The following is a 22,104-nucleotide window of genomic DNA, read 5'->3' on the forward strand; positions in this document are numbered from 1 at the left end:
CCGCCAGGCGGAGTTCCTTAAACCAGCCCCAGCGCCTTGAAAACAAATGCATATTCGAGTGCTACGTCACGTAATCCCTGGTAACGGCCACTCATGCCGCCGTGGCCAGCACCCAGTTCGGTCTTGAGCAGCAGCAGGTTGTCATCGGTCTTGGTGTCTCGCAGCTTGGCCACCCACTTGGCCGCTTCCCAATATTGCACGCGGCTGTCGTTGTAGCCGGCGATCACCAGCGTAGCCGGGTAGGCCTGGGCGCTGACGTTTTCGTACGGCGCGTAGGCCTTGATCCGCTCATACACCTCGGGCTCCTCGGGGTTGCCCCATTCGTCGTACTCGGTGATGGTCAGTGGCAACTCCGGGTCGAGCATGGTGTTGAGTACATCGACAAACGGTACTTCGGCAATCGCTGCCTGGAACAGCTCCGGGCGTTGATTGAGCACCGCGCCGATCAACAGGCCGCCGGCGCTGCCGCCGCTGATGGCCAGTTGTCTGGAAGTGGTCAGGCCTTGGGCGATCAGGTGTTCTGCGCAGGCGATAAAGTCGCTGAAGGTGTTTTGCTTGTGCTCCTGCTTGCCGGCACGGTACCAGGCTTCACCCAATTCGCCGCCGCCGCGAACATGCGCAATGGCGAACGCCACGCCACGGTCCAGCAGGCTCAGGCGCGCATGGGAGAACCACGGGTCGAGGCTGTGGCCGTAGGCGCCGTAGCCGTACAGGTACAGCGGCGTGGGCTTGCCCAACTGGTCGCGGCGCATCACCAGGCTGATCGGCACCTGAGTGCCATCGGCCGACGTCGCCCACAGGCGTTGGCTGACGTAGTCATCGGCGTTGAATACGCCCAGCACCGGGGTTTGCTTGAGCACGTGTTGCGCGCCGCTGGCAAGTTCCAGTTGACGGACCTGGGCCGGGCGATTCAGCGCCTCATAGCGCAGGCGGATCTTGTCGCTGACAAATTCCAGGCTGTTTTGCACGTAGAGGCTGTAGGCCGCGTCGGGTAATTCCACCCGATAAGCGGCTTGGCCGTGTGGGTGCACCTCGATGATCGGCAAACCGCCGATGCGCAGGCTCAGGGTCATGGCCCGGGCGTTGAGGCTCACGCCATCGAGCATCACCGCGTCATCGTGGGGGATCAGGTTCTGCCAGTCGTCCTGGGTCGGCACGTTGCCGGTGTCGGCGGCCTGAAACAAGGCGAAGTTGATGCCATCACGGTTGCTGCGGATGAACCAGGTCCACTGGTCGTCCAGCTTGCCGTGATCGACGTCGTATTCATGGCCTTCGACCCGCGGCGCCATGCAGGTAAAGGCCTGCTGCGGCTGCTCGGCGTCCAGGGCCCAGATTTCGCTGGTGGTCTTGCTGCCCAGGGCCAGCAGCAACTGGCGCTCGGAGCTTGAGCGGTAGCAGTGCAGGAAGAAACGGCCGTCGGGCTCGTGGAACACTTCTTCGGCGGCGGTGCCGTCCAGGCGATAGCGATACAGCTTGTGCGGGCGCTGGGTGTCGTCCAGTTCAGTGAAGAACAGGGTCAGGCTGTCGTTGGCCCAGGTCATGCTGCCGTCGCAGTCTTCGAACTCCAGTTCGCTGACCTTGCCGGTGGCCAGTTCCTTCACGTAGAGCGTGTAAATCTCTTCGCCGCTGGTGTCCAGGCTGTAGGCCAGGCGTTGGTGGTCCGGGCTGATGCTGAAGGCGCCGAGGGAGAAAAAGCCGCCATTGGCCAATACGTTCGGGTCCAGCAGCAGCTCTTCAGCGTTTTCGTCGACCTGTTGGCTGTCATCCGCCGGGCGCGGGCAGCGGTAGTGGCGGGCGTACTCGTCGCCGGCGGTGGTACGGGTGTAATACAGGTACGGGCCCCAGGGCGAGGGCAGGGACAGGTCGGTTTCGAGGATGCGGCCCTTGATCTCCTCGAACAGGGTCTCACGCAGCGCCTGCTGGTCGGACAATTGGGCTTCTTGCCAGGCATTTTCCGCCTTGAGGTAATCGAGCACCTCGGTGCTGTCGCGTTCTTGCAGCCAGGCGTACGGGTCGGTGCCCGGGGCCTTGCGGGCGATCGGGGCGGCAGTGATGTGGGTCGATGGGGGCATGGATCACTCTCTGTCTGGCGGTTGGCCGACGGCATTGCAGCCTCGGCACTGAAAAGCCGTTATCATAGCGGCCTGTTTGCCTACCTTGCCATGGACACCATGACCGAGAACGACTATCTGATCGCTTGGGGCCTCTACGCCTTCGCAGCCCTGGGTTGCCTGTTGGTGTGGTTTGCCATGACCCGCTGGATGTGGCGCTGGCTGCGCGAGCCTCTGCGGTTGCTGATGGCGGTGCTGCTGTTCAGCCCGACCATTGTCGACCCGGTGAAGACCCAGTTTGCCCCGGCCGTGGCCATCACCGCCCTGGACCTGGTGCTCAAGGTCGGCAACAACGCCTGGCGGGCGATCTCCGATTTGTTCATGTATTGCATGATCGCGTTCGGCGTGTATTTGGTGTTTGCGTTAATCCGCTGGCCCATCGAACGTGCCGCCAGGGCTCGCCGTGAGCAGAAGGCCGCCGCTGCGGCAGCCGCTGCCGCCGAGCCGGATGACGACGAACCCTTCGCCGATGAGCGCTACGGTCGCCCGGCCCCTGTCAGCGGTATGCGGGTCGAACCGCGCCTTTAACGTTGTACGCCCTGTATCGAGAAGCCTGGCATGTGTGAATTATTGGGCATGAGTGCCAACGTACCGACCGATATCGTGTTCAGCTTTACCGGGCTGATGCAGCGCGGCGGACGCACCGGCCCCCACCGTGATGGTTGGGGCATCGCCTTCTATGAGGGCCGCGGCCTGCGGTTGTTCCAGGACCCGGCGGCGAGCAGCGAATCGGAAGTCGCGCTGCTGGTGCAGCGTTATCCGATCAAGAGTGAAGTGGTGATTGGCCATATCCGCCAGGCCAACGTCGGCAAGGTGTGCCTGTCCAATACTCATCCGTTCGTCCGAGAGTTGTGGGGCCGTAACTGGTGCTTCGCGCACAACGGCCAACTGGCAGACTTCAACCCCCGCGCCACGTTCTACCGCCCGGTCGGTGATACCGACAGCGAAGCGGCGTTCTGCGATTTACTCAACCGTATACGTGAAGCTTTCCCCGAGCCGGTAGAGATCGAGCAGGTACTGCCGGACCTGATCGCCGCCTGCAGCGAATACCGCAGCAAAGGCGTGTTTAACTGCCTGCTCAGCGACGGCGACTGGCTGTTCTGCTATTGCTCGACCAAACTGGCACAGATCACCCGGCGTGCACCGTTTGGCCCGGCACGTTTGAAAGATGTCGACGTGATCGTCGATTTTCAGGCCGAAACCACCCCCAATGACGTGGTGACGGTAATCGCCACCGAGCCCCTGACCGAAAACGAGACCTGGACCCGCTACGAACCGGGCCAGTGGAGCCTGTGGCGACGCGGCGAATGCGTTTCCCAAGGCACAACCGAGTAAGGACGTCGAATATGTTGCTCAGCTATTTGCGACTGGTGTTGTTTGCCGTGGGCTTGTTGGTCGGTGTGCAGGTGCCGGGGTTTATCAGCGACTACGCCAAGCGCGTAGAAGCCCATCTGATCGAAGCCCAGACCGGTTTGCGCGGCTTCGATGCCACGGCGCAGCAGTTCTTCAACGGTGACTTACAGGCGCTGGTGGCCCATTACCGTGCCAGCGACGACCCGGTGTTTCGCAGCGATGCCAACAGCCTGGGCACGTTGCTGGACCGTCAGGTAGCGCTGGATAAACAGTTCCAGGCGATGCAAGGCCCGTGGTACATCCGTGCACTGCAAGTGGCGGTGGCCGCCGACCCGGCGATTCGCCAGGAGACCTGGAACGGCTACAGCTACATGCTGTTGCTAACCCCCGAAGCCATGGGCTGGGGTTTGGGCGGGGCGATGCTGTTGTCGTTTGGCATCGAATGCCTGTTCCGGCTGATCGACTGGGTGGTGCTGGGTGGCAAGCGCCTGCGCCAGAGCCGGCCGATAGAAGAGCGCGATCTGAAAGGACTCTAGGCGTGAGCGTGCTCGCGAAGCATTCACCGGCCCCGCGTGTACCCAGGGTGCACGCGTTATCGTTAACGTTCATCGCAAGCAAGCCTGCTCCTACAGCACCATAAATTCCTCGCCAACTTCTTGCGCGTACTGCGCCACCACCGTCTGGCACAGCGCCACAATTTCATCCACCAACTCCACCCCGACTCGCCACGACACCACCACCTGCAAGTTGGGCGGTCGTTGTTCCATGGGCAGCATGGTCAATTCCCCGCGCGCCAGCTCTTCGCTGACCAATACGGGTGGGAACGCACCAATCCCGAACCCGTCCCGCAGCAGGCGGGTGATTGCCGACACCGAGTTCACGCAGCTCATCCGTGGCGCCGCTACGCCGTTGGCCTGCATCAGACTGAGCACATCCTGGTGCGGGCTGGAGTTTTTCGAGTAGGTGATGATGCGCTCCTGGGCCAGTTCGGCGAGGGAGGCGTAATCGCGGTTGTAGATCGATTGGCTGGCAACGATCCAGCCCATCGGGTGGCTCGCCAGTTCCAGGCTGCGCAAGGTTTCCTGGCGCAGCAGGTCGGTCTGCAGGATCAAATCGAGGAAGCCTTTTTGCAACTGGTCGCTGAGGTTCAACGCGGTGTCGGCGACCAACTCGATTTCCACCCGGGGAAAGTGGTCCGTCAGTTTTGCCACCAATGCGCTTAGCCAGGTATGGATCACCGTGTCCATCACCCCGATGCGGATGCGCCCGACCTTGCTGCTGGTGGTTTCCAAAGACTGTTTGAGCCCCTGCATGGTCGCCATCATCTGTTCGGCATAGTCGAGTACCTTCAAGCCTTCCGGCGTCAAACTGACACCCCGGGAATCGCGCAGGAACAGCTTCACCCCCAGTTCGCTTTCCAGCACGGCGATGCGGCTGGAGATTGAAGCCTGGGTGGTGAACAGCTTCTCTGCCGTCAGGCGAAAGCTCTTGAGCTTGGCCACCCAGACGAAGGTTTCGAGGAACTTCAAATTCATGGGATCAACTTTTCTTATGCATGGATCGGTTTTTATTAGTTGGACGCCGCGTGTCGCAAACGCCAAAAATCGAGCTGTCTCACGATAAGCGTCGTTGGGGTTCAGGACAACATCGTTGCGAGATCTTGGTAAAAGATCCCACACTACAAAAAAACAAAGCCTACAGGAGCGCTACCGTGAGCCGCCTGCTATTGAACTGCGACATCGGCGAAAGCTTTGGCAACTGGACCCTGGGTCTGGACGCCGAGGTCATGCCGTTCATTGATTGCGCCAACGTTGCCTGCGGCTTTCATGCGGGCGACCCGAGCATCATGCGCAAGACCGTCAGCCTGGCCTTCGAGCATGGCGTGCAGGTGGGCGCACACCCGGCGTACCAGGACCTGGCCGGTTTTGGCCGCCGCTCCATGGCCTACACCCCGCAGGAAATCCAGGACCTGTTGCACTACCAGATCGGTGCCCTTGACGGTATTTGCCGGGCTCAGGGCGGGCGCGTCAGCTACGTCAAACCCCACGGTGCGATGTACAACGACATGATGGCCAAACCGGCGCAACTGCGTGCGGTGATCCAGGCCGTGGCGGCCTACGACGCCAGCCTGCCATTGATGCTGATGGCCACCCGCGACAACAGCGCCGCGCAGGCCCTGGGTGACGAATATGGCGTGACCCTGTGGTTCGAAGCCTTCGCCGACCGTGCCTACGACAGCGCCGGCCATCTGGTCTCACGCCAGTTGCCGGGCGCCGTGCATCACGACCCGGAAAAAATCATTGCGCAGGCCCTGATCATCGCCCGGGGTGAACAGCTGATTGCCAGCGACGGCAGCCCGTTGCACCTGCAGGCCAATACCTTGTGTGTGCACGGCGATAACGCCAGCTCGGTGGCCGCTGTGCAGCGCATCCGCGAGGCGTTGAACCCAGTATGAAGCCACGGATTGAAGTGGTGGCCATCGACTGCCTGATGGTGCGCCTGTTTGATGTGATCGCCGAAGACAATATGCCCTGGATGCTCGCCGCCACCCGGCGTTTGCGAGAAGGGTTTGGCCCGGCCCTGGTGGACCTGGTGCCGTCCTACACCACGCTGATGGTGCATTACGACCTGATGGCGCTGGCCCCGGCCCAGGCACGCGAGTTGATCGACCAGGCGCTTGAAGCGTTGCAGCCAGAGCCCAAGGGCAGCGGGCAATGCCATGTGTTGCCGGTTTGGTACGACCTGAGTGTCGGCCCTGAGCTGGCGTTGCTCGCGCAGCGCAGTGGCCTTTCGGTGGAGGAGGTGATTCGCCGCCACAGCCAGCACGAGTACCAGGTATTCGCCCTCGGCTTTGCCCCGGGCTTTGCTTTTATGGGCCTGGTCGACGAACTGCTCGCAACACCACGCCTCAATACGCCGCGCAAGCGCGTGGCGGCGGGCAGTGTAGGCATCGCCGAGCGGCAGACGGCGGCCTACCCGGTGGTCTCCCCGGGCGGCTGGAACCTGATCGGCCGCACCCCGGCCAAGCTGTTTGATCGCGAGCGCGATGGCTACAGCCTGATGCAGCCGGGAGACACCGTGCGCTTTGAGGCGGTCAGCCATAGCGAATTCATCAACCAGGGTGGCGATGACACGCCGTTGGAGGCGCAGCCATGAGCCGCTTGTTGATCGAGGCCAGCACACCGCTGTGCCTGCTGCAGGACACCGGGCGTTTTGGTGTAAGGCACTTGGGTGTGACCCAGGGCGGCGCGCTGGATTGGGTATCGATGTCGTGCGCCAACTGGTTACTGGGCAACTCACTGGATGCGCCGGTGGTGGAAATCACCTTGGGTGGCTTCACCGTTCTGGCCGAGGGCTATTGCCTGCTGGCATTGGCCGGGGCAGATCTGGGCGCGTATGTCGATGAGCGCGCGATCAGCCCGGGGCGCAGCTTTATTCTGCAAAAAGGCCAGCGCTTGCGGTTTACCCAGCCTTTCAGCGGTGCGCGGGCCTACCTGGCAGCGCCGGGCGGGTTTGATGCGCCGCAGGTGCTGGGCAGTTGCGCCACGGTGGGGCGTGAAGAGCTGGGCGGGCTCGACGGTTTTGGGCGGGCGCTGGCGCAAAATTCGCAACTCACCTATTCAGGCGTTGGCGGTGCAATGCGGGCGTTGTCTGCCGAGCAATTGCCGAAACTCGATGCTAAGGCGCCACTGGAGGTGATACTCGGGGCGCAAATTGGCCAGTTCGGCGGGCAGAGTCTGTTTGATGTGTTCAACAGCGAATGGACCCTCGACAGCCGCGCCGACCGCATGGGCATGCGCTTGCTCGGCACGCCGCTGGAATATCAGGGGCCGTCGCTGATCTCGGAAGGCATCCCGCTGGGCGCGATCCAGGTGCCGCCGGATGGGCAGCCGATTGTGTTGCTCAATGACCGGCAGACCATTGGCGGCTACCCGCGACTGGGGGCGTTGACGCCATTGGCGCTGGCGCGGCTGGCGCAGTGCTTGCCGGGGGAGAAGGTGCGGTTGGCGCCGGTGGTGCAGGAGACGGCGCATCGCCAGCACGTGGAGTATTTACGCCGCCTTCGATGACCGCAACACACCTTTGGCTTGCGGGCTTATTGTGGCGAGGGAGCTTGCTCCCGCTGGGCCGCGAAGCGGCCCCAGACTTTGGGCCTGCTGCGCAGGCCAGCGGGAGCAAGCTCCCTCGCCACAAAGAGCCTGTACGCCCTGGATAAGGTTCTATTTGGAGAGAAAGCGCATCCCTTCCTCAAGCCCGCGCAACGTCAACGGAAACATCTGGTCCTCGATCAAATCCCGGACAATCCCGGTGGACGCGGTATAGCCCCAGGTATCTTTTGGATACGGATTAATCCAGATCAGCTTCTTGTACTTCTCCATGAACCGCTGCATCCACACATACCCGGGCTCTTCATTCCAGTGCTCGACGCTGCCGCCGGCCTGGGTGATTTCATACGGCGCCATGGCCGCGTCGCCGATGAAGATCACTTTGTAGTCGGCACCGTACTTGTGCAGCAAGTCCTGGGTCGAGGTGCGTTCCGAGCCCCGGCGCATGTTGTTCTTCCACACCGATTCATAAATGAAGTTGTGGAAGTAGAAATACTCCAGGTGCTTGAACTCGGTCTTGCAGGCGGAGAACAGCTCTTCGCAGGTCTTCACGTGGGCATCCATCGAACCGCCGATATCGAACAGCAACAGCAGCTTAATGGTGTTGCGCCGCTCCGGGCGCATCTGGATGTTCAGCAGCCCGGCATCCCGCGCCGTATGGTCGATGGTGCCGTCGATATCCAGTTCTTCCGCCGCACCCTGGCGGGCGAACTTGCGCAGGCGGCGCAGGGCGATCTTGATGTTGCGCGTGCCCAGTTCCACCGAGTCATCGAGGTTCTTGTACTCGCGCTGGTCCCAGACCTTGACCGCCTTGCCCTGGCGCTTGCCGGCATCACCCACGCGAATGCCTTCGGGGTTGAAGCCGCCGGAGCCGAACGGGCTGGTGCCGCCGGTGCCGATCCACTTGTTGCCGCCGGCGTGGCGTTCCTTTTGTTCTTCCAGGCGTTTCTTGAACTCTTCGATCAGCTTGTCCAGGCCGCCAAGGGACTGGATTTGCGCGCGCTCTTCGTCGGTCAGCGAGCGTTCGAACTCCTTGCGCAGCCAGTCTTCGGGGATCAGCGCCTGCAGGTGATCGTCGAGTTTTTCCAGGCCGTTGAAGTAGGCGCCGAAGGCTCGGTCAAACTTGTCGAAATGCCGTTCGTCCTTCACCAGGATCGCCCGGGCCAAGTAGTAGAACTCGTCCATGTCGGCGAAGGTCACGCGCTGTTTCAGCGCGTTGATCAGGTCGAGCAGCTCGCGCACCGAGACCGGCACCTTGGCAGCACGCATTTCATTGAACAGGTTGAGCAGCATGGCAATCGCCCTTATCGGTTACCGCGACGGCTCATGAACGCCAGGCGCTCGAGCAACTGCACGTCTTGCTCGTTCTTCACCAGGGCACCGGCCAGCGGTGGGATAGCCTTGGTGGGGTCGCGCTCGCGCAGCACCGCTTCGCCGATGTTGTCGGCCATCAGCAGTTTCAGCCAGTCCACCAGCTCTGAGGTGGAGGGTTTTTTCTTCAGGCCCGGTACTTTGCGCACGTCGAAGAACACGTCCAGCGCTTCGCTGACCAGGTCTTTCTTGATGTTGGGGTAGTGCACGTCGACGATCTTTTGCAGGGTGGTGCGGTCCGGGAAGGCGATGTAGTGGAAGAAGCAGCGGCGCAGAAACGCGTCCGGCAGCTCTTTTTCGTTGTTGGAGGTAATGATAATGATCGGGCGTTTCTTGGCCTTGATGGTCTCGTCGATTTCGTAGACGTAGAACTCCATCTTGTCGAGTTCTTGCAGCAGGTCGTTGGGGAATTCGATGTCGGCCTTGTCGATTTCGTCGATCAGCAGGATGACCCGCTCCTCGGACTCAAAAGCCTCCCAAAGCTTGCCCTTTTTCAGGTAGTTGCGTACGTCATGCACCTTGTCTACGCCCAATTGCGAGTCGCGCAGGCGGCTCACTGCGTCGTACTCGTACAGGCCCTGGTGGGCCTTGGTGGTGGACTTGATGTGCCAGGTGATCAGCCGGGCACCAAAGGATTCGGCCAGTTGCTCGGCGAGCATGGTCTTGCCGGTACCCGGTTCACCCTTGACCAGCAGGGGCCGCTCCAGCGTGATGGCGGCGTTGACGGCCAGTTTCAGGTCATCGGTGGCAACGTAGGCCTGTGTGCCTTCAAACTTCATCTTCAATCCTCGAACGTGACGCCGAACGGTGCAGGACCGAAGCGGGCGAGTAATCAGCTTTGCCCGACTATACCGCGCAGCCCCGGCGAGTGTGAACGCAGACGGGCTATTCAGTCTCTGAATTGTAGGAGCGAGCTTGCTCGCGAAAAACGTCAACGATGACGCGTGCATTCTGAATAAACGCGGCGCATTGAGGCTTTTCGCGAGCAAGCTCGCTCCTACAGGGGCCAATGTTTCAGTCTGCGCTGGGCTTGGGTTGTTCATAGCGAGCATTGAACGCCTGCACGAAACCATTGCGCAAAATCTGCAAAAACGCCTGGAACGCGCTGATATCTTGCTGGTGTACGTTGCCGCTCAGTTCCACGCGGGTGGCAAACTGGTTTTTACGCTGGTTCTTCAACACGGTTTCGCTGACGCCCACCACGGCCTCCCAGATCGAGCGGAAAATGCCCTTGTCCTTGTTCTCCACGTCCTGTTGCCAGTTGAACACCTCGACATTGCGCAGCAACGGCTTGATGTAACCGGTCAGTTGACCTTTTTCGGCCTGGGCTTCTACCACCAGGTCGCCGGTGCCGGCATTGAAGTCGAACTTGCCGTAGGCCGAGGCGAAGTCATTCATGCGCTTGAGTTCGATATCCCGGGCGCGGAAGCGGAATTCGAAATCTTCGAAATTGCTCAAGGGGTCGAACGTTGCCGTGGCTTCCAGTGGCGCTTGGCCCAGGAACAGCGCCTTGCCGTCGAAGCGCGCATCGCGTTTGCCTTTGACGTCCACCACGTTGGTCAGGTTGTAGAAGCTGGCGTTGACCTGGGTCGCGTACAGGTTGACCTGAGGTTTGGAGTTGAAGTTATGAAAGGCGATTTTCCCGTCGGCAATGCGCACCTCATTGAGGGTGATCGGCAACAGTTTGCCCAGTTGCGCCCGCCAGTCGGTGCCCTGACCGGTCTGGGATGCCTGCTTGTTGGTGCCGCCGTCGACGAAGTTCAGCTCTGGCTTGATGAACTGCACCTGGGCGACCACCGCATGGTCGTACCACAGCGAATGCCAACTGACCGAAAGGTCAATCACCGGCGCCTTGACGAACGGTACCGGCACCTTGCCGTCCACCTTGACGATCTGTAAGCCGTTGATTCGGTAGGCACCGCGCCACAGCGCGAGGTCGACATCGGTGACCTGGCCGCGGTAATCACCCATGTCGGCGAGTTTGTCATTCAGGTAATTACGCACCAGATAGGGCAGGGCGATATCCAGCACCACCAGCAGTACCACGACCCCGGCAAGGGTCCAAAGCGGCCAACTGTAGCGACGTTTCATAGGGAATTTTCTCCATCCGTGTAGGCGATTGACTGCTGGCGTCGCCGGACGTTCGCTTGACTGGACGCCTCGCAACACGAGGCATACCCTTGGGGCCTTCCTGAAATTGCCTTAAGGACCCGTCATGAGCCGCATTTTTGCAGACAACGCGCACTCCATCGGTAACACGCCCCTGGTTCAGATCAACCGCATCGCCCCGCGTGGCGTGACCATCCTGGCCAAGATCGAGGGGCGTAACCCGGGGTATTCGGTGAAGTGCCGAATTGGCGCAAACATGATCTGGGACGCCGAAGGCAGCGGCAAACTCAAGCCGGGCATGACCATTGTCGAACCGACTTCCGGCAACACCGGGATTGGCCTTGCGTTTGTTGCCGCCGCCCGTGGTTATAAGCTGCTGCTGACCATGCCCGCGTCCATGAGCATCGAGCGCCGCAAGGTACTCAAGGCCCTCGGCGCAGAACTGGTGTTGACCGAGCCGGCCAAGGGCATGAAGGGCGCAATCGAAAAAGCCGGTGAAATCATCGCCAGTGACCCCGCCAAGTACTTTATGCCGGCCCAGTTTGAAAACCCGGCCAACCCGGCGATCCACGAGAAAACCACCGGCCCGGAAATCTGGAACGACACCGATGGCGCCGTGGACGTACTGGTGGCAGGCGTAGGCACCGGCGGCACCATCACGGGGGTGTCGCGCTATATCAAGAACATCCAGGGCAAGCCGATTTTGTCGGTGGCGGTGGAGCCCATCAGTTCGCCGGTGATTACCCAGGCGCTGGCCGGTGAAGAGATCAAGCCCAGCCCCCATAAGATTCAGGGCATCGGCGCCGGCTTTGTGCCGAAGAACCTCGACCTGTCGATGGTCGACCGGGTCGAACTGGTCAGCGACGAAGAATCCAAGGCCATGGCGTTGCGCCTGATGCAGGAGGAGGGGATTTTGTGCGGTATCTCCTGCGGCGCCGCGATGGCCGTGGCGGTGCGCCTGGCAGAGAAGCCGGAAATGCAGGGCAAGACCATCGTCGTGGTGCTGCCGGACTCCGGTGAGCGCTACCTGTCGAGCATGTTGTTTGCCGATTTGTTTACCGATCAGGAAAACCAGGCTTGATTCAAATCAGCGCGATGGCGTGGGCCTTATGCATAATTGGCCCATTATCGCGCACCGCTAGATGCTGATTGTTGGAGTGCGCGGGTTTTTCCCGAGGCCCGGAGTGTTTATCATGGCCGGCTGCTACGTCTGGTTTCCCATAACGGGAGGCTAATGGCCAGACGCCTATTTCCAGGAGTTGCTGCATGACCTTTTCTTTGGCCGCCAAACTGTCGGTGTTGCTGCTGTTTATCGGCAGCACACTGTATGTGCATTTGCGTGGCAAGGCCCGTTTGCCGATGTTGCGTCAATTCGTCAACCATTCGGCGCTGTTCGCCCCGTATAACGCCTTGATGTACATCTTCTCTGCCGTGCCGTCCAAGCCGTACCTGGACCGCAGCAAGTTCCCGGAGCTGGACGTGCTCAAGGACAATTGGGAAGTGATTCGCGAAGAGGCCATGCACCTGTTCGACGAGGGCTACATCCGCGCTGCCGAGAAGAACAACGACGCCGGTTTTGGCTCGTTCTTCAAGAAGGGCTGGAAGCGCTTCTACCTCAAGTGGTACGACAAACCGTTGCCGTCGGCCGAACTGCTATGCCCCAAAACCGTGGCCCTGGTCAGCAGCATTCCCAACGTCAAGGGCGCGATGTTTGCCCTGTTGCCGGGTGGCAGCCACCTCAACCCGCACCGTGACCCGTTTGCTGGCTCCCTGCGTTATCACCTGGGGCTGTCTACGCCCAACTCCGACGACTGCCGTATCTTCGTCGACGGCCAGGTGTACGCCTGGCGTGACGGTGAAGACGTGATGTTCGATGAAACCTACGTGCACTGGGTGAAGAACGAAACCGAGCACACCCGGGTGATCCTGTTCTGCGATATCGAACGCCCACTGAGCAGCCGCCTGATGACGCGCATCAACCGTTGGGTCAGCGCTCAACTGGGCCGCGCAACTGCGCCGCAGAACCTGGACGACGAACGCGTTGGCGGGATCAACCAGGCGTATGCCTGGAGCAAACGCTTCAGCGACAGCTTCAGCGGTGTGGTCAAGCAGTGGAAGCGCAAGCATCCCAAGGCTTATCGCATACTGCGGCCGGTGCTGGCGGTGGTGGTGCTGACGGCGTTGGGGTACTGGTTGTTTGGTTAAAGCGTTTGCAAGCATAAAAAGCCGCTCGGATGAGCGGTTTTTTATGCTTTTGATTTATCAGGGCTGCCAGCCAAAAGGCTGGGTTCTTCAACGCTGATAGTCATGGCAGCACTGAGAAAACGGCGTTGATTAGCTGTAAGTGCTGGGGTCCTGAACTCTTTTACTACCTTCGATGATGCTTTCCGGGTGACGGAGTTTTTAGGAACTGCTCCCATATTAGCCTCCACTATTGATCAATAATTGAGCATGTTTGCGATGCTATGCCTTCTCTACGGCTATCACAAGCCTACCTTGGACGTCGAAGTCAAAGCCCAGATTCTTATAGATGGGAATTGCACCAGGCGCGGGCTCTTGAATCTCTATCCACTGACTTCCAATGATCTGTGCGTAATGATCAACAGCGATCATCGTCAGCGCAGCGATACGGCTTTTCAAGGGATGTGTTTTTCCGGGCTTTCCCTCTAGTCGGATTATCTTGATCCGCAGTCGACTTTGATTTGGGTTGGCAAAGCACAATCCACATAATTCGACGTCGAACCAAATAGACAGGTCAAAGGCCAGCGGCTCATGGGCTTTCCACGCTGCAATCTCCTCCCAGTAAAAGTGCGGGGCTTCACCCCAGTCTTGATAGGCCGTCATTGCCTCGATGTTAATCGGCTCAAATCGCACCCTGGTCAAATCGATGTCGTTGCGTTCATCCCGTTTCAGGGCCTCGTACCACTGCGTGGTAGAGGCTTTCGCAAGGTGCAGCGCCGTGGAGCGGTATAGCTGATATCGCAGAGAGTCGCGTTTTTTTGGCATTGGTCATCATGAGTTGAAAGCCCCCCTGATCCGGAGCGGATTGGTTTCTCCCAAGGCTAGTGGTGTTGGCTCAAGCTGTCCTTACTGGCCTTTTGGCGAAGTCGTTGCAAAGCATGTCCCCAGCTGGTTATAGTCGGCCACGGGTGTTTCCCGACACCTGTCCAACCCCTCAAAAAAGATCAGCACATGCCAGCTTCCCTGCGCATAGCGGTAGTCGATTCAGCGGTCAACGCTGCGCTCGAGCCGTGCGGGAACCAGCAGCCTGTGCAGATCAGTCACTACCCCCCACCTGTCAGTAGCACGCCGGTGTACGCAGTCGTATCACCGCCGGGTGTTGGCATTTCGGGCTGATCAGCTGATTGCTGTTCGCCTGTGCCCGCCTGAATAAAACCTACTGAATTTCAGCTGTTGCTGAGTTGGCTTTTTGCCTGAACACAGGTGGTATCCATGTCTGTTATTTCGAAACAATCCGTGGCCGCGGCGGCCTCGACGAGCCTGTTTGTGCTGCTGTGGAGCAGCGGGGCGATTTTCTCCAAATGGGGCCTGGCCCACGCGTCACCCTTTGCCTTTCTGCTGATTCGGTTTGCCATCGCCCTGGCGGGGTTGGTGGTGCTGGTACCGATCCTCAAGCTGAAATTGCCACGCCCCGGCAAACCGCTGCTTTATGCGGCGGCCACCGGGCTGGTGCTGCTGGGGGCTTATCAGATTTTCTATCTGTTGGCCCTGGACCTCAAAGTGACGCCAGGCATGATGGCAACCATCATGGGCGTGCAACCGATCCTCACCGTGGTGTTGATGGAGCGTCAGCGCTCCTGGAGCCGGATGTTCGGCCTGGCGTTGGGGTTGGCGGGGTTGATCATGGTGGTGTATCAGGGCATTGGTATGTCCGGCATGTCCCTGGCCGGCATGCTCTTTGGCCTGTTGGCGCTGGCCAGCATGACCTGCGGCTCGATCATGCAGAAACGCATCACCGATAACCCGTTGGGCACGCTGCCGGTGCAGTACCTGGCCGGGTTGCTGTTGTGCTCGGTGTTTGTGCCGTTCCAGCCGTTCCACTTTGAACACAGCGCCGGCTTCTTCGTGCCGGTGCTGTGGATGGGGTTAGTGGTGTCGCTGCTGGCCACGTTGTTGCTGTACCGGTTGATTGCCCGGGGCAACCTGGTGAATGTCACCAGCCTGTTTTACCTGGTGCCGGCGGTGACGGCGGTGATGGACTACCTGATTTTCGGCAACAAGCTGGCAACCCTGAGTTTGCTGGGGATGGGCTTGATCATTGTCGGATTGGCTTTTGTGTTCCGTAAGAGCCGATAACCCTGCTCCCCTGTAGGAGCAAGCTTGCTCGCGAAAAACGTCAAGGCACCGCGTTCATTCAGACATCGCGCGTTATCGTTGACGTTCATCGCGAGAAAGCTGGCTCCGCTCCTACAGGGCCTTGGCCAATTTCCCCGGCCGAAGCACCAGCCACAACGCCCCCGCAATCAACAGCCCGCCATACAGATGCGCCATGGACAGCGGCTCATCCAGCAGCAATGCGCCCCACAACACCCCGAACGGCGGAATCATGAAGGTCACGGTCATCGATTTTACCGGGCCGATGGACGTCAGCAATCGGAAGTACAAGATGTAGGCGAACGCCGTACACCCCAACCCCAACCCCAGCAGCGACAGCCACACCTGCCAGCCGCCCCAACTGAGGGGTGGATGGCTGATGGCATTCCAGGCAAACAACGGCAGCAAAAACAGCGTGGCCCCAAGCATGCTGCCCAGGGCTGCGAGGCGACTGTCGAGGCCGCCCCGTTGATCCAGCCAGCGCCGTGCCAAAAAGCCGGCAAAGCCATAACAGGTGGTCGCCAACAGGCACGCCAGCGCGCCCATCAGCAGTTCCATATCAAAGGCTACCGGCCCCGCGCGAGTCAGCACGCCAACCCCAAACAGCCCCAGGCACACCCCGGCAATTTTCGACGGTGTCAGGCGCTCACTGAAAAACAGCCCGCCAATCAGCACGCCCATCAGCGGCGTGGTGGCATTGAAGATCGCCGAGTAACCGGCCGGCAGTACTTGGGCTGCCACTGAATACATGGTCGCGGGAATGCCGGAGTTAATGACGCCCAGCAACAAAACCGTCTTGAACTTGCCTTGGAAGTCCCAACTCACCCGCATCATGGCGAGGATCACCAACAGGCCGGTGGCGGCAATCGACACCCTGAAAAATGCCGTAGGAAGAGTGCCGATTTCCGGCGCGATAATCCGCATGAACAGAAAACTCGCGCCCCAGATTGCGGCCAGCACCAACAGGTGCAGGGTGTCGACAGGTTTCACGGAAAAACTCCTACTCGATAAGGGCGCAAGTGTTGCCCACTGACCTGCCTGACACAATCGCCAATACCTGTTTTACAGCACGAAACGCGTCACCAGCCCATTGAGGTCCACTGCCAGGCGCGACAGTTCCTGGCTGGCTGCCGAGGTCTGGGTGGCACCGGCTGCGGTTTGTGTCGACAGATCCCGAATGTTCACCAGGCTGCGGTCCACCTCACGGGCCACCAACGCCTGCTGCTCGGCGGCGCTGGCGATCACCAGGTTGCGCTGGCTGATCTGCGAGATGGCCGCGGTGATTTTCTCCAGGGCACTGCCCGCGCTGTTGGCCCGCTGCAAGGTCTGGCCGGCGTGTTCGGCGCTGCTGTTCAGTGCGCCCACGGTGTCTTGGGTGCCTTGCTGGATTGCGTTGATCATCTGCTCGATTTCTTCGGTGGAATCCTGGGTGCGTTGTGCCAGGGAGCGCACTTCGTCCGCCACCACGGCAAAGCCGCGACCGGCCTCGCCCGCGCGGGCTGCCTCAATCGCCGCGTTGAGCGCCAGCAGGTTGGTTTGCCCGGCAATCCCGCGAATCACTTCCAGCACCTTGCTGATGTCCTGGGCCTGAGCCGCCAGGCCTTCAGCCTTGGTCGAGGCGCCGAGCACTTCGTCCACCAGGTTCTGGATCGAGCTGATGGTTTCGCTGATCTGGTAGTGGCCGTGCTTGCTGTCTTCGTCGGAGGCCTTGGACGCTTCGGCGCTGGACACCGCATTGCCCGCCACTTCATCTACCGCCGCGCTCATCTGCGTCACGGCGGTGGCCGCCTGTTCGATCTCGTCGTTCTGCGCTTGCAGGCCGCGGGTGCTCTGTTCCATCACCGAGCTCATCTCCTCGGCCGCCGATGCCAACTGCTGCGACGATTCGCTGATGCCACGGATGGTTTCCTGCAGGTTGGCCTGCATGGTGGCCAAGGCGGTAAGCAGTTGCGCTGGTTCATCCTTGCCTTCGACGACGATCGGTTGGCTCAGGTCGCCGGACGCGATGGTACGGGCCACCGCCAGTGCCTGGCCAATCGGCGTGGTGATACTGCGGGTCAGTAGCCAGGCCAGCAGCAACGTGGCCAGCAGGGCGGTAATGATGATCACACCGACAACCCATTGGGCGCTGTAATACATCTGCGCCGCCGACTCTGCAGCGTCCTGGACACCTTTTTGGTTGAAGGTGATCAGGTCTTCCAGGCTTTTGTTGAGCACCAGGCCCTGGGGCGCGAGGCGGCTGTTGAGCAGGTCCATGGCTTGTTGCTGTTGGTCCTGGTCCACCAGCGCAATCATCTGGCCCATGATGGTCATGTACGCCGAAACCGCACTTTTCAACTGCTTGAGCATCGCGGCGTCTTGTTCGTTGACCACCAGTGTTTCGTATTGCTTGAAGCTTTCCTGAAGGTCGGCCTGTTCCTTGGTGATCAGGGTTTTGCTCGTGTCACGTACCCTCGACTCATCGGTGGTCAACAGGCGCAAGGCTTCCAGGCGGATGCTGGCGATGTAGGCCGCACTGTCGTGGACCGTCTCAATGCTTGGCATCCAGGAATCTTCAATGATGGTGGCGCTTTCTCGCAGCTTGGCCATTTGCCCCAGGCCAAACAGACCCACCAGTACCAGTAAACCGGCAAGCACCGCAAAACTCAGACTGGCGCGCAGGCCGATCCCCATATTCCTCAATGACATCTCAATGCTCCTTGGCGATTAGAACCTGTTCCCGGGCCGGTCTTCTGACCTTGTAAGGTGGGAGAGGGCGCGCTATATAGCAAAGTGCTACTACTTAGGTAATCAGGGTTTCCCTTACGCTGGATCCAATGCTCGGGTGGCCCTCAAAGCCCGGCGCCGTAGAGCAAAAACTCTTATTGGTCGTGGCGCACACGGGCAGGGCACGCTGCGTAAGGCCTGCAGGTGAAACGTTTAACGGAGGCAAGCTGACGCGCGGATGTTTTTATTGACCGGTTGGTCGAATTAAATAAACAGTAAATAAATGTACAAAATGAACGAACCCGTACAAGAGGGCCCGGAAAATCACCCTTCTCCAGTTCCCGCACACTGGTTAAGCTCAACTCACCCCAAATGCCCGCAGAGGTTTCCCCATGCCGCAGCACACGCCAGCCCTCGACATTGCGCAGATGATCCTCGACGGCTTTGACGACTACCGCGAGCACTTCCGCCAGATCACCGATGGCGCCCGGGAGCGTTTCGAAAAGGCCCAGTGGCAGCAAGGGCAGGCGGCTTCGGCGGCGCGCATCAACCTGTATGAAGACAAGGTCAGTGAAGTCACGGCACGGCTGCGGGCGGCCTTCGATGAGGCTGTATTGCTCGACATTGCAGCCTGGCCGCGGGTGAAAAGCGCCTACATCAGCCTGATCGACCTGCGGTTTGACGATGAGCTCTCCGAGACCTGGTACAACTCGACGTTTTGCGGCCTGTTCAGCCATGACCTGATCAGCGACGGCTGCATGTTCATTCACACCACCCGGCCCAGCCTGCGCCGTGCCCGGGCTGCGCAAACCCGCACCTACAAGCCGGGCGGCAAGCTGGCAGGCATGCTGGAGCAGGTTTTTGCCGATTACAGCTTCAGCGAACCCTACGCCGACTTGCCGGCCGACCTGCGCCGCCTGGAAGCGCAGTTGCGCGAGAACCTTCCGGACTGGGTCTGCAAAGACCCGGGCCTCAACGTCGAACTGTTTTCCTCGGTGCTGTACCGCAACAAAGGCGCCTACCTTGTAGGACGCATCTACACCCGCGACGAGCAATGGCCGCTGGTGATACCGCTGTTGCACCGCGAAGGGCGCGGTATCCAGATCGACGCGCTGATCACGGACGAGGCCGACGTATCGATCATCTTCTCGTTCACCCGCTCCTATTTCATGGTGGACGTGCCGGTGCCGGCCGAGTTTATCGGCTTCCTCAAGCGCATTCTGCCGGGCAAGCACATCGCCGAGTTGTACACCTCCATCGGCTTCTACAAGCACGGCAAGTCCGAATTCTACCGGGCGCTGATCAACCACCTCGCGTCCACCGATGACCAATTCATCATGGCCCCGGGCGTGCGCGGGATGGTCATGAGTGTGTTTACCCTGCCGGGCTTTAACACCGTGTTCAAGATCATCAAGGACCGGTTTTCGCCGTCGAAAAACGTCAACCGCGCCACCGTGATCGAGAAGTACCGGTTGGTAAAGAGTGTCGACCGTGTCGGGCGCATGGCCGACACCCAGGAGTTTGCCGACTTCCGGTTTCCGCTGAGTAAGTTCGAGCCCGAGTGCCTGGCCGAGTTGCTGGACGTCGCCGCCGGCACCGTCGAGGTAGAGGGCGATACGGTGCTGATTCGCCACTGCTGGACCGAGCGGCGCATGACCCCGCTCAACCTCTACCTGGAAAACGCCAATGAAGCCCAGGTGCGCGAAGCGCTGGAGGACTACGGCCTGGCGATCAAGCAACTGGCGGCGGCGAATATTTTCCCCGGCGACATGTTGCTGAAGAATTTTGGCGTCACCCGTCACGGTCGCGTGGTGTTCTACGACTATGACGAAATCTGCTACCTGACCGAGGCCAATTTTCGCCATATACCGGCGCCGCGCACTCCGGAGGATGAAATGGCCTCTGAACCCTGGTACTCCATCGGCCCGCTGGATGTGTTTCCGGAGGAGTTTCCGCCGTTCCTGTTTGCTGACGCCGGGCAGCGTCGGCTGTTCGACGAACTGCATGGCGAGTTGTACAACGCCGACTACTGGAAAAGCCTGCAAGAGGCGATACGCGCCGGCAAGGTGATTGATGTGTTTCCTTACCGGCGCAAGGGGCTGGATAACGAGTAGGGCAGTGCCCGCAGCGTTACTGTGCGCGTTCCCACTGACGGCTTAATGGTTCGTTGTCGGCGCCATTATTCAAGGCTTCCAACTGCGCCTCATAGCCTTCCCTGACGGGCGCCGGTACGCCCACCACGGGCGTTTGCACAGGCGCCTGGCTTGCCCCTTCGGCGTTTGCCTTGTTGATAAAGGCCTGGCTGCCCAGGTGGCGCAGGTCCATCACGTCCTCGATGAACTGGCTGGCCCTGGCATTATCGATGTTCGGGTAGCGGTCTGCGATGCCCGCGCGCAACATGGTGCGATCGTCCATGGTGAAGTTGTTTTCACCATTGGCCACGTACGCCGGCATCAGCCCCGAGAGGGCAGCGGTTGAAGCCTTCACGGTGCCCAACTGCGGCGACACGACCACCGAAGCCACCTGGTTGAGCGTTTGGTTTTCCACTTCACCGACGACGCCGCGCGTGCCTTTTTTTGCGGCTTGCTGCTGGAAGTAGTCGCGAGCCGCCAGGTAATCCGACACTTGATTGTGCAGTACCTGTACCGCCGGGGCGGAGGGCGTGGTTGCCGCCCAGGCGTGCAGGTGTGTCTGAATGTCTTGCCGGCTTGCCCCGTCCAGCATCAAGCGTGAAAGCGTCTCGCCCTGGAAGCCGGGGAGCTTTTCCAAGTGCTGGAAAATACGCTCGGCCGCGTGGTCCAGATAGCTGTGCTGAACGTTGGCGGCCAGTTGTGCTACCGCTGCACCAACCACCACTAACCCCTGGCTGCTGTCGCTGCCACGGCTTTGCAGGCCCACTACCGTTTTGTAGGGTTGGTCGCTATAGACCTGATCGTAGTCGTAGACAGGCTCCAGCTTGCCCAACAAGTCCCCCAGGATGGCACCGGCACTTCCCGGCTTGTGGATGTCCTGCCCAAGGGCATACACGTAGTAATCGGCGTCGAGGGTTTTGCGAGGCGCCAGCGGGTCATCGCCAGGTGCGCTGTAGTTCAGGCGCAGGGCCGAGCCTTGCGGGGCGGTGTTTGGGTAGATGTCGAGTTCATCCACCGAAACCAGATTGTTCCTGGCCACCTCGGGGGCAAATTTCAGTTGATGGCCGTCCAGCAGCACCGGCTTGGTGCTGCGGATCATCCAGTTGACGTGGGCGCCCAGTTCTCCCGCGCGCTCCACCGCATCGATCCCCGCATTGGGGCCATGCACCACCACGCGCTTGCCCGCGAACTGTTCAGGGCTACTGTCGGTCGCTCGCATGAACTCGTCCAAGTCCAATACCTTGCCCTGCAAAGCCTCCTGCTGATGCGGGCGGATATTGCCCAGGCGTTGTTCTGCCTGGGTCTGCACGCCGTCGGTGTTCCATAAGCGGGTGTGCGGCCCAGCGCCCATCCCTAGTACTACCTGGCGGCTTTCTATGGCTTGGCCGTTTTCCAGTTGAATGTGATAAGTACCGTTTTTCAGCTGGCTGATTGAGGTTATCTGCGCCGGCAGATGTTCTGCCCCCAGCGCTTTCGCGCGTTCCAGCTGGGCCTGGTTGCTCGCTGCGAACTCGCCCCGGTCTGCGTAGGCGGGGTTGTAGGCAGGCGCCTTCGGGCCCCACTGATCGATGATTTCATGCTGATGGTTGATGTAGCCCTGGCCGCGAACATTGGCCGACCACGGGTCTTCCTGGCCGATAATGCTGACTTTGCCCCGCAACGGTAATGCTGGGCCGTCTGCGGCAAACCGGCGGGTCAATTCATTGGCCAGGTAGGCCACGCTGCTGCCTACGCCGACCAATGTCAGGTCGCGCAGCCGGTGCGGGTCAAGCGCTTTGTCCGAATGGGCAATGCCCTGGGCACCCGCCGCCGAGGGTGTCGGTTGTGTTGAATTGGCCGCTTGGGGCTGTGGGTCATGCAGGGTTTTTCCGAGTAGCATCA

Annotated in this window: 19 protein-coding genes; 10 read left to right on the forward strand and 9 right to left on the reverse strand. The window is 60.4% G+C overall.

Annotated elements, in window-relative coordinates; all coding sequences use genetic code 11:
- Window positions 1-17: 17 nt before the first annotated feature.
- Window positions 18-2,072: a S9 family peptidase gene (locus RGV33_RS08020; RefSeq protein ID WP_322143808.1), complete on the reverse strand. Its 2,055-nt coding sequence runs from the start codon at window positions 2,070-2,072 to the stop codon at window positions 18-20.
- 21 nt (window positions 2,073-2,093) lie between these two features.
- On the opposite strand from RGV33_RS08020, the gene RGV33_RS08025 reads away from it, so the two are divergent.
- The 3 genes from RGV33_RS08025 to RGV33_RS08035 are packed head-to-tail and all read left to right on the forward strand — an operon-like array spanning window position 2,094 to window position 4,000.
- On the forward strand, window positions 2,094-2,639 hold the full coding sequence (locus RGV33_RS08025) for an MFS transporter (RefSeq protein WP_322143809.1): 546 nt from the start codon (window positions 2,094-2,096) through the stop codon (window positions 2,637-2,639).
- A gap of 30 nt (window positions 2,640-2,669) precedes the next feature.
- The gene (locus RGV33_RS08030; protein ID WP_322143810.1) at window positions 2,670-3,446 is read left to right on the forward strand and encodes a class II glutamine amidotransferase; all 777 of its coding nucleotides are present in this window, start codon (window positions 2,670-2,672) and stop codon (window positions 3,444-3,446) included.
- A gap of 11 nt (window positions 3,447-3,457) precedes the next feature.
- Window positions 3,458-4,000, forward strand: a complete 543-nt coding sequence (locus tag RGV33_RS08035) for a DUF2937 family protein (protein WP_003210684.1) — start codon at window positions 3,458-3,460, stop codon at window positions 3,998-4,000.
- Window positions 4,001-4,090: 90 nt separating this feature from the next.
- Here the strand turns inward: RGV33_RS08035 and RGV33_RS08040 are convergent, their stop codons facing one another.
- On the reverse strand, window positions 4,091-4,999 hold the full coding sequence (locus RGV33_RS08040; protein WP_322143811.1) for a LysR family transcriptional regulator: 909 nt from the start codon (window positions 4,997-4,999) through the stop codon (window positions 4,091-4,093).
- Window positions 5,000-5,175: 176 nt separating this feature from the next.
- On the opposite strand from RGV33_RS08040, the gene RGV33_RS08045 reads away from it, so the two are divergent.
- Genes RGV33_RS08045 through RGV33_RS08055 form a run of 3 tightly spaced genes read left to right on the forward strand, consistent with a single transcriptional unit; the run spans window position 5,176 to window position 7,534 of the window.
- Window positions 5,176-5,919: a 5-oxoprolinase subunit PxpA gene (locus RGV33_RS08045; RefSeq protein ID WP_322143812.1), complete on the forward strand. Its 744-nt coding sequence runs from the start codon at window positions 5,176-5,178 to the stop codon at window positions 5,917-5,919.
- Window positions 5,916-6,620 (forward strand): 5-oxoprolinase subunit PxpB, encoded by a 705-nt coding sequence (gene pxpB, locus RGV33_RS08050; RefSeq protein WP_322143813.1) that lies wholly within the window; start codon window positions 5,916-5,918, stop codon window positions 6,618-6,620. Before RGV33_RS08045 ends, pxpB begins: the two co-directional genes overlap by 4 nt.
- On the forward strand, window positions 6,617-7,534 hold the full coding sequence (locus RGV33_RS08055) for a biotin-dependent carboxyltransferase family protein (protein WP_322143814.1): 918 nt from the start codon (window positions 6,617-6,619) through the stop codon (window positions 7,532-7,534). The genes pxpB and RGV33_RS08055 overlap by 4 nt, the downstream gene beginning before the upstream one ends.
- A 150-nt stretch (window positions 7,535-7,684) precedes the next feature.
- Here RGV33_RS08055 and RGV33_RS08060 read toward each other — a convergent pair whose 3' ends face one another.
- The 3 genes from RGV33_RS08060 to RGV33_RS08070 all read right to left on the reverse strand — a co-directional run bounded on the left by RGV33_RS08060 (window position 7,685) and on the right by RGV33_RS08070 (window position 11,032).
- Complete coding sequence (locus RGV33_RS08060; protein WP_003210689.1) at window positions 7,685-8,863, reverse strand: vWA domain-containing protein; 1,179 nt, start codon at window positions 8,861-8,863, stop codon at window positions 7,685-7,687.
- An 11-nt stretch (window positions 8,864-8,874) separates the two neighbouring features.
- Window positions 8,875-9,720 carry an AAA family ATPase gene (locus RGV33_RS08065; RefSeq protein WP_048725782.1) on the reverse strand — a complete coding sequence of 282 codons (846 nt, stop codon included), beginning with the start codon at window positions 9,718-9,720 and terminating at the stop codon, window positions 8,875-8,877.
- A gap of 235 nt (window positions 9,721-9,955) precedes the next feature.
- Window positions 9,956-11,032 carry a DUF748 domain-containing protein gene (locus RGV33_RS08070; protein ID WP_322143815.1) on the reverse strand — a complete coding sequence of 359 codons (1,077 nt, stop codon included), beginning with the start codon at window positions 11,030-11,032 and terminating at the stop codon, window positions 9,956-9,958.
- Window positions 11,033-11,156: 124 nt separating this feature from the next.
- On the opposite strand from RGV33_RS08070, the gene cysK reads away from it, so the two are divergent.
- Window positions 11,157-12,131, forward strand: a complete 975-nt coding sequence (gene cysK, locus RGV33_RS08075; protein WP_322143816.1) for a cysteine synthase A — start codon at window positions 11,157-11,159, stop codon at window positions 12,129-12,131.
- A gap of 185 nt (window positions 12,132-12,316) precedes the next feature.
- Complete coding sequence (locus tag RGV33_RS08080; protein WP_017479171.1) at window positions 12,317-13,255, forward strand: aspartyl/asparaginyl beta-hydroxylase domain-containing protein; 939 nt, start codon at window positions 12,317-12,319, stop codon at window positions 13,253-13,255.
- Between the two features lie 258 nt (window positions 13,256-13,513).
- On the opposite strand, the gene RGV33_RS08085 is transcribed toward RGV33_RS08080, so the two are convergent.
- Window positions 13,514-14,056, reverse strand: a complete 543-nt coding sequence (locus RGV33_RS08085; protein WP_322143817.1) for a hypothetical protein — start codon at window positions 14,054-14,056, stop codon at window positions 13,514-13,516.
- Between the two features lie 447 nt (window positions 14,057-14,503).
- Here RGV33_RS08085 and RGV33_RS08090 point away from each other — a divergent pair, with 447 nt between their 5' ends.
- The gene (locus tag RGV33_RS08090) at window positions 14,504-15,367 is read left to right on the forward strand and encodes a DMT family transporter (protein WP_322143818.1); all 864 of its coding nucleotides are present in this window, start codon (window positions 14,504-14,506) and stop codon (window positions 15,365-15,367) included.
- 111 nt (window positions 15,368-15,478) lie between these two features.
- Here RGV33_RS08090 and RGV33_RS08095 read toward each other — a convergent pair whose 3' ends face one another.
- Both RGV33_RS08095 and RGV33_RS08100 read right to left on the reverse strand, forming a co-directional pair.
- A complete protein-coding gene (locus RGV33_RS08095) occupies window positions 15,479-16,375 on the reverse strand; it encodes a DMT family transporter (RefSeq protein ID WP_322143819.1) in 897 nt (298 codons plus the stop codon).
- A 72-nt stretch (window positions 16,376-16,447) separates the two neighbouring features.
- Complete coding sequence (locus RGV33_RS08100) at window positions 16,448-18,073, reverse strand: methyl-accepting chemotaxis protein (RefSeq protein WP_322143820.1); 1,626 nt, start codon at window positions 18,071-18,073, stop codon at window positions 16,448-16,450.
- Between the two features lie 410 nt (window positions 18,074-18,483).
- Between RGV33_RS08100 and aceK the strand changes: the two genes are divergently transcribed.
- Window positions 18,484-20,205 carry a bifunctional isocitrate dehydrogenase kinase/phosphatase gene (gene aceK, locus RGV33_RS08105; RefSeq protein WP_322143821.1) on the forward strand — a complete coding sequence of 574 codons (1,722 nt, stop codon included), beginning with the start codon at window positions 18,484-18,486 and terminating at the stop codon, window positions 20,203-20,205.
- Between the two features lie 16 nt (window positions 20,206-20,221).
- Here the strand turns inward: aceK and RGV33_RS08110 are convergent, their stop codons facing one another.
- Entirely contained in the window at window positions 20,222-22,102 is a 1,881-nt protein-coding gene (locus RGV33_RS08110; protein ID WP_322143822.1) for a restriction endonuclease, read from the reverse strand.
- Window positions 22,103-22,104: the final 2 nt, after the last annotated feature.

This window comes from Pseudomonas sp. Bout1 (genome assembly GCF_034314165.1).
Classification (GTDB): domain Bacteria; phylum Pseudomonadota; class Gammaproteobacteria; order Pseudomonadales; family Pseudomonadaceae; genus Aquipseudomonas.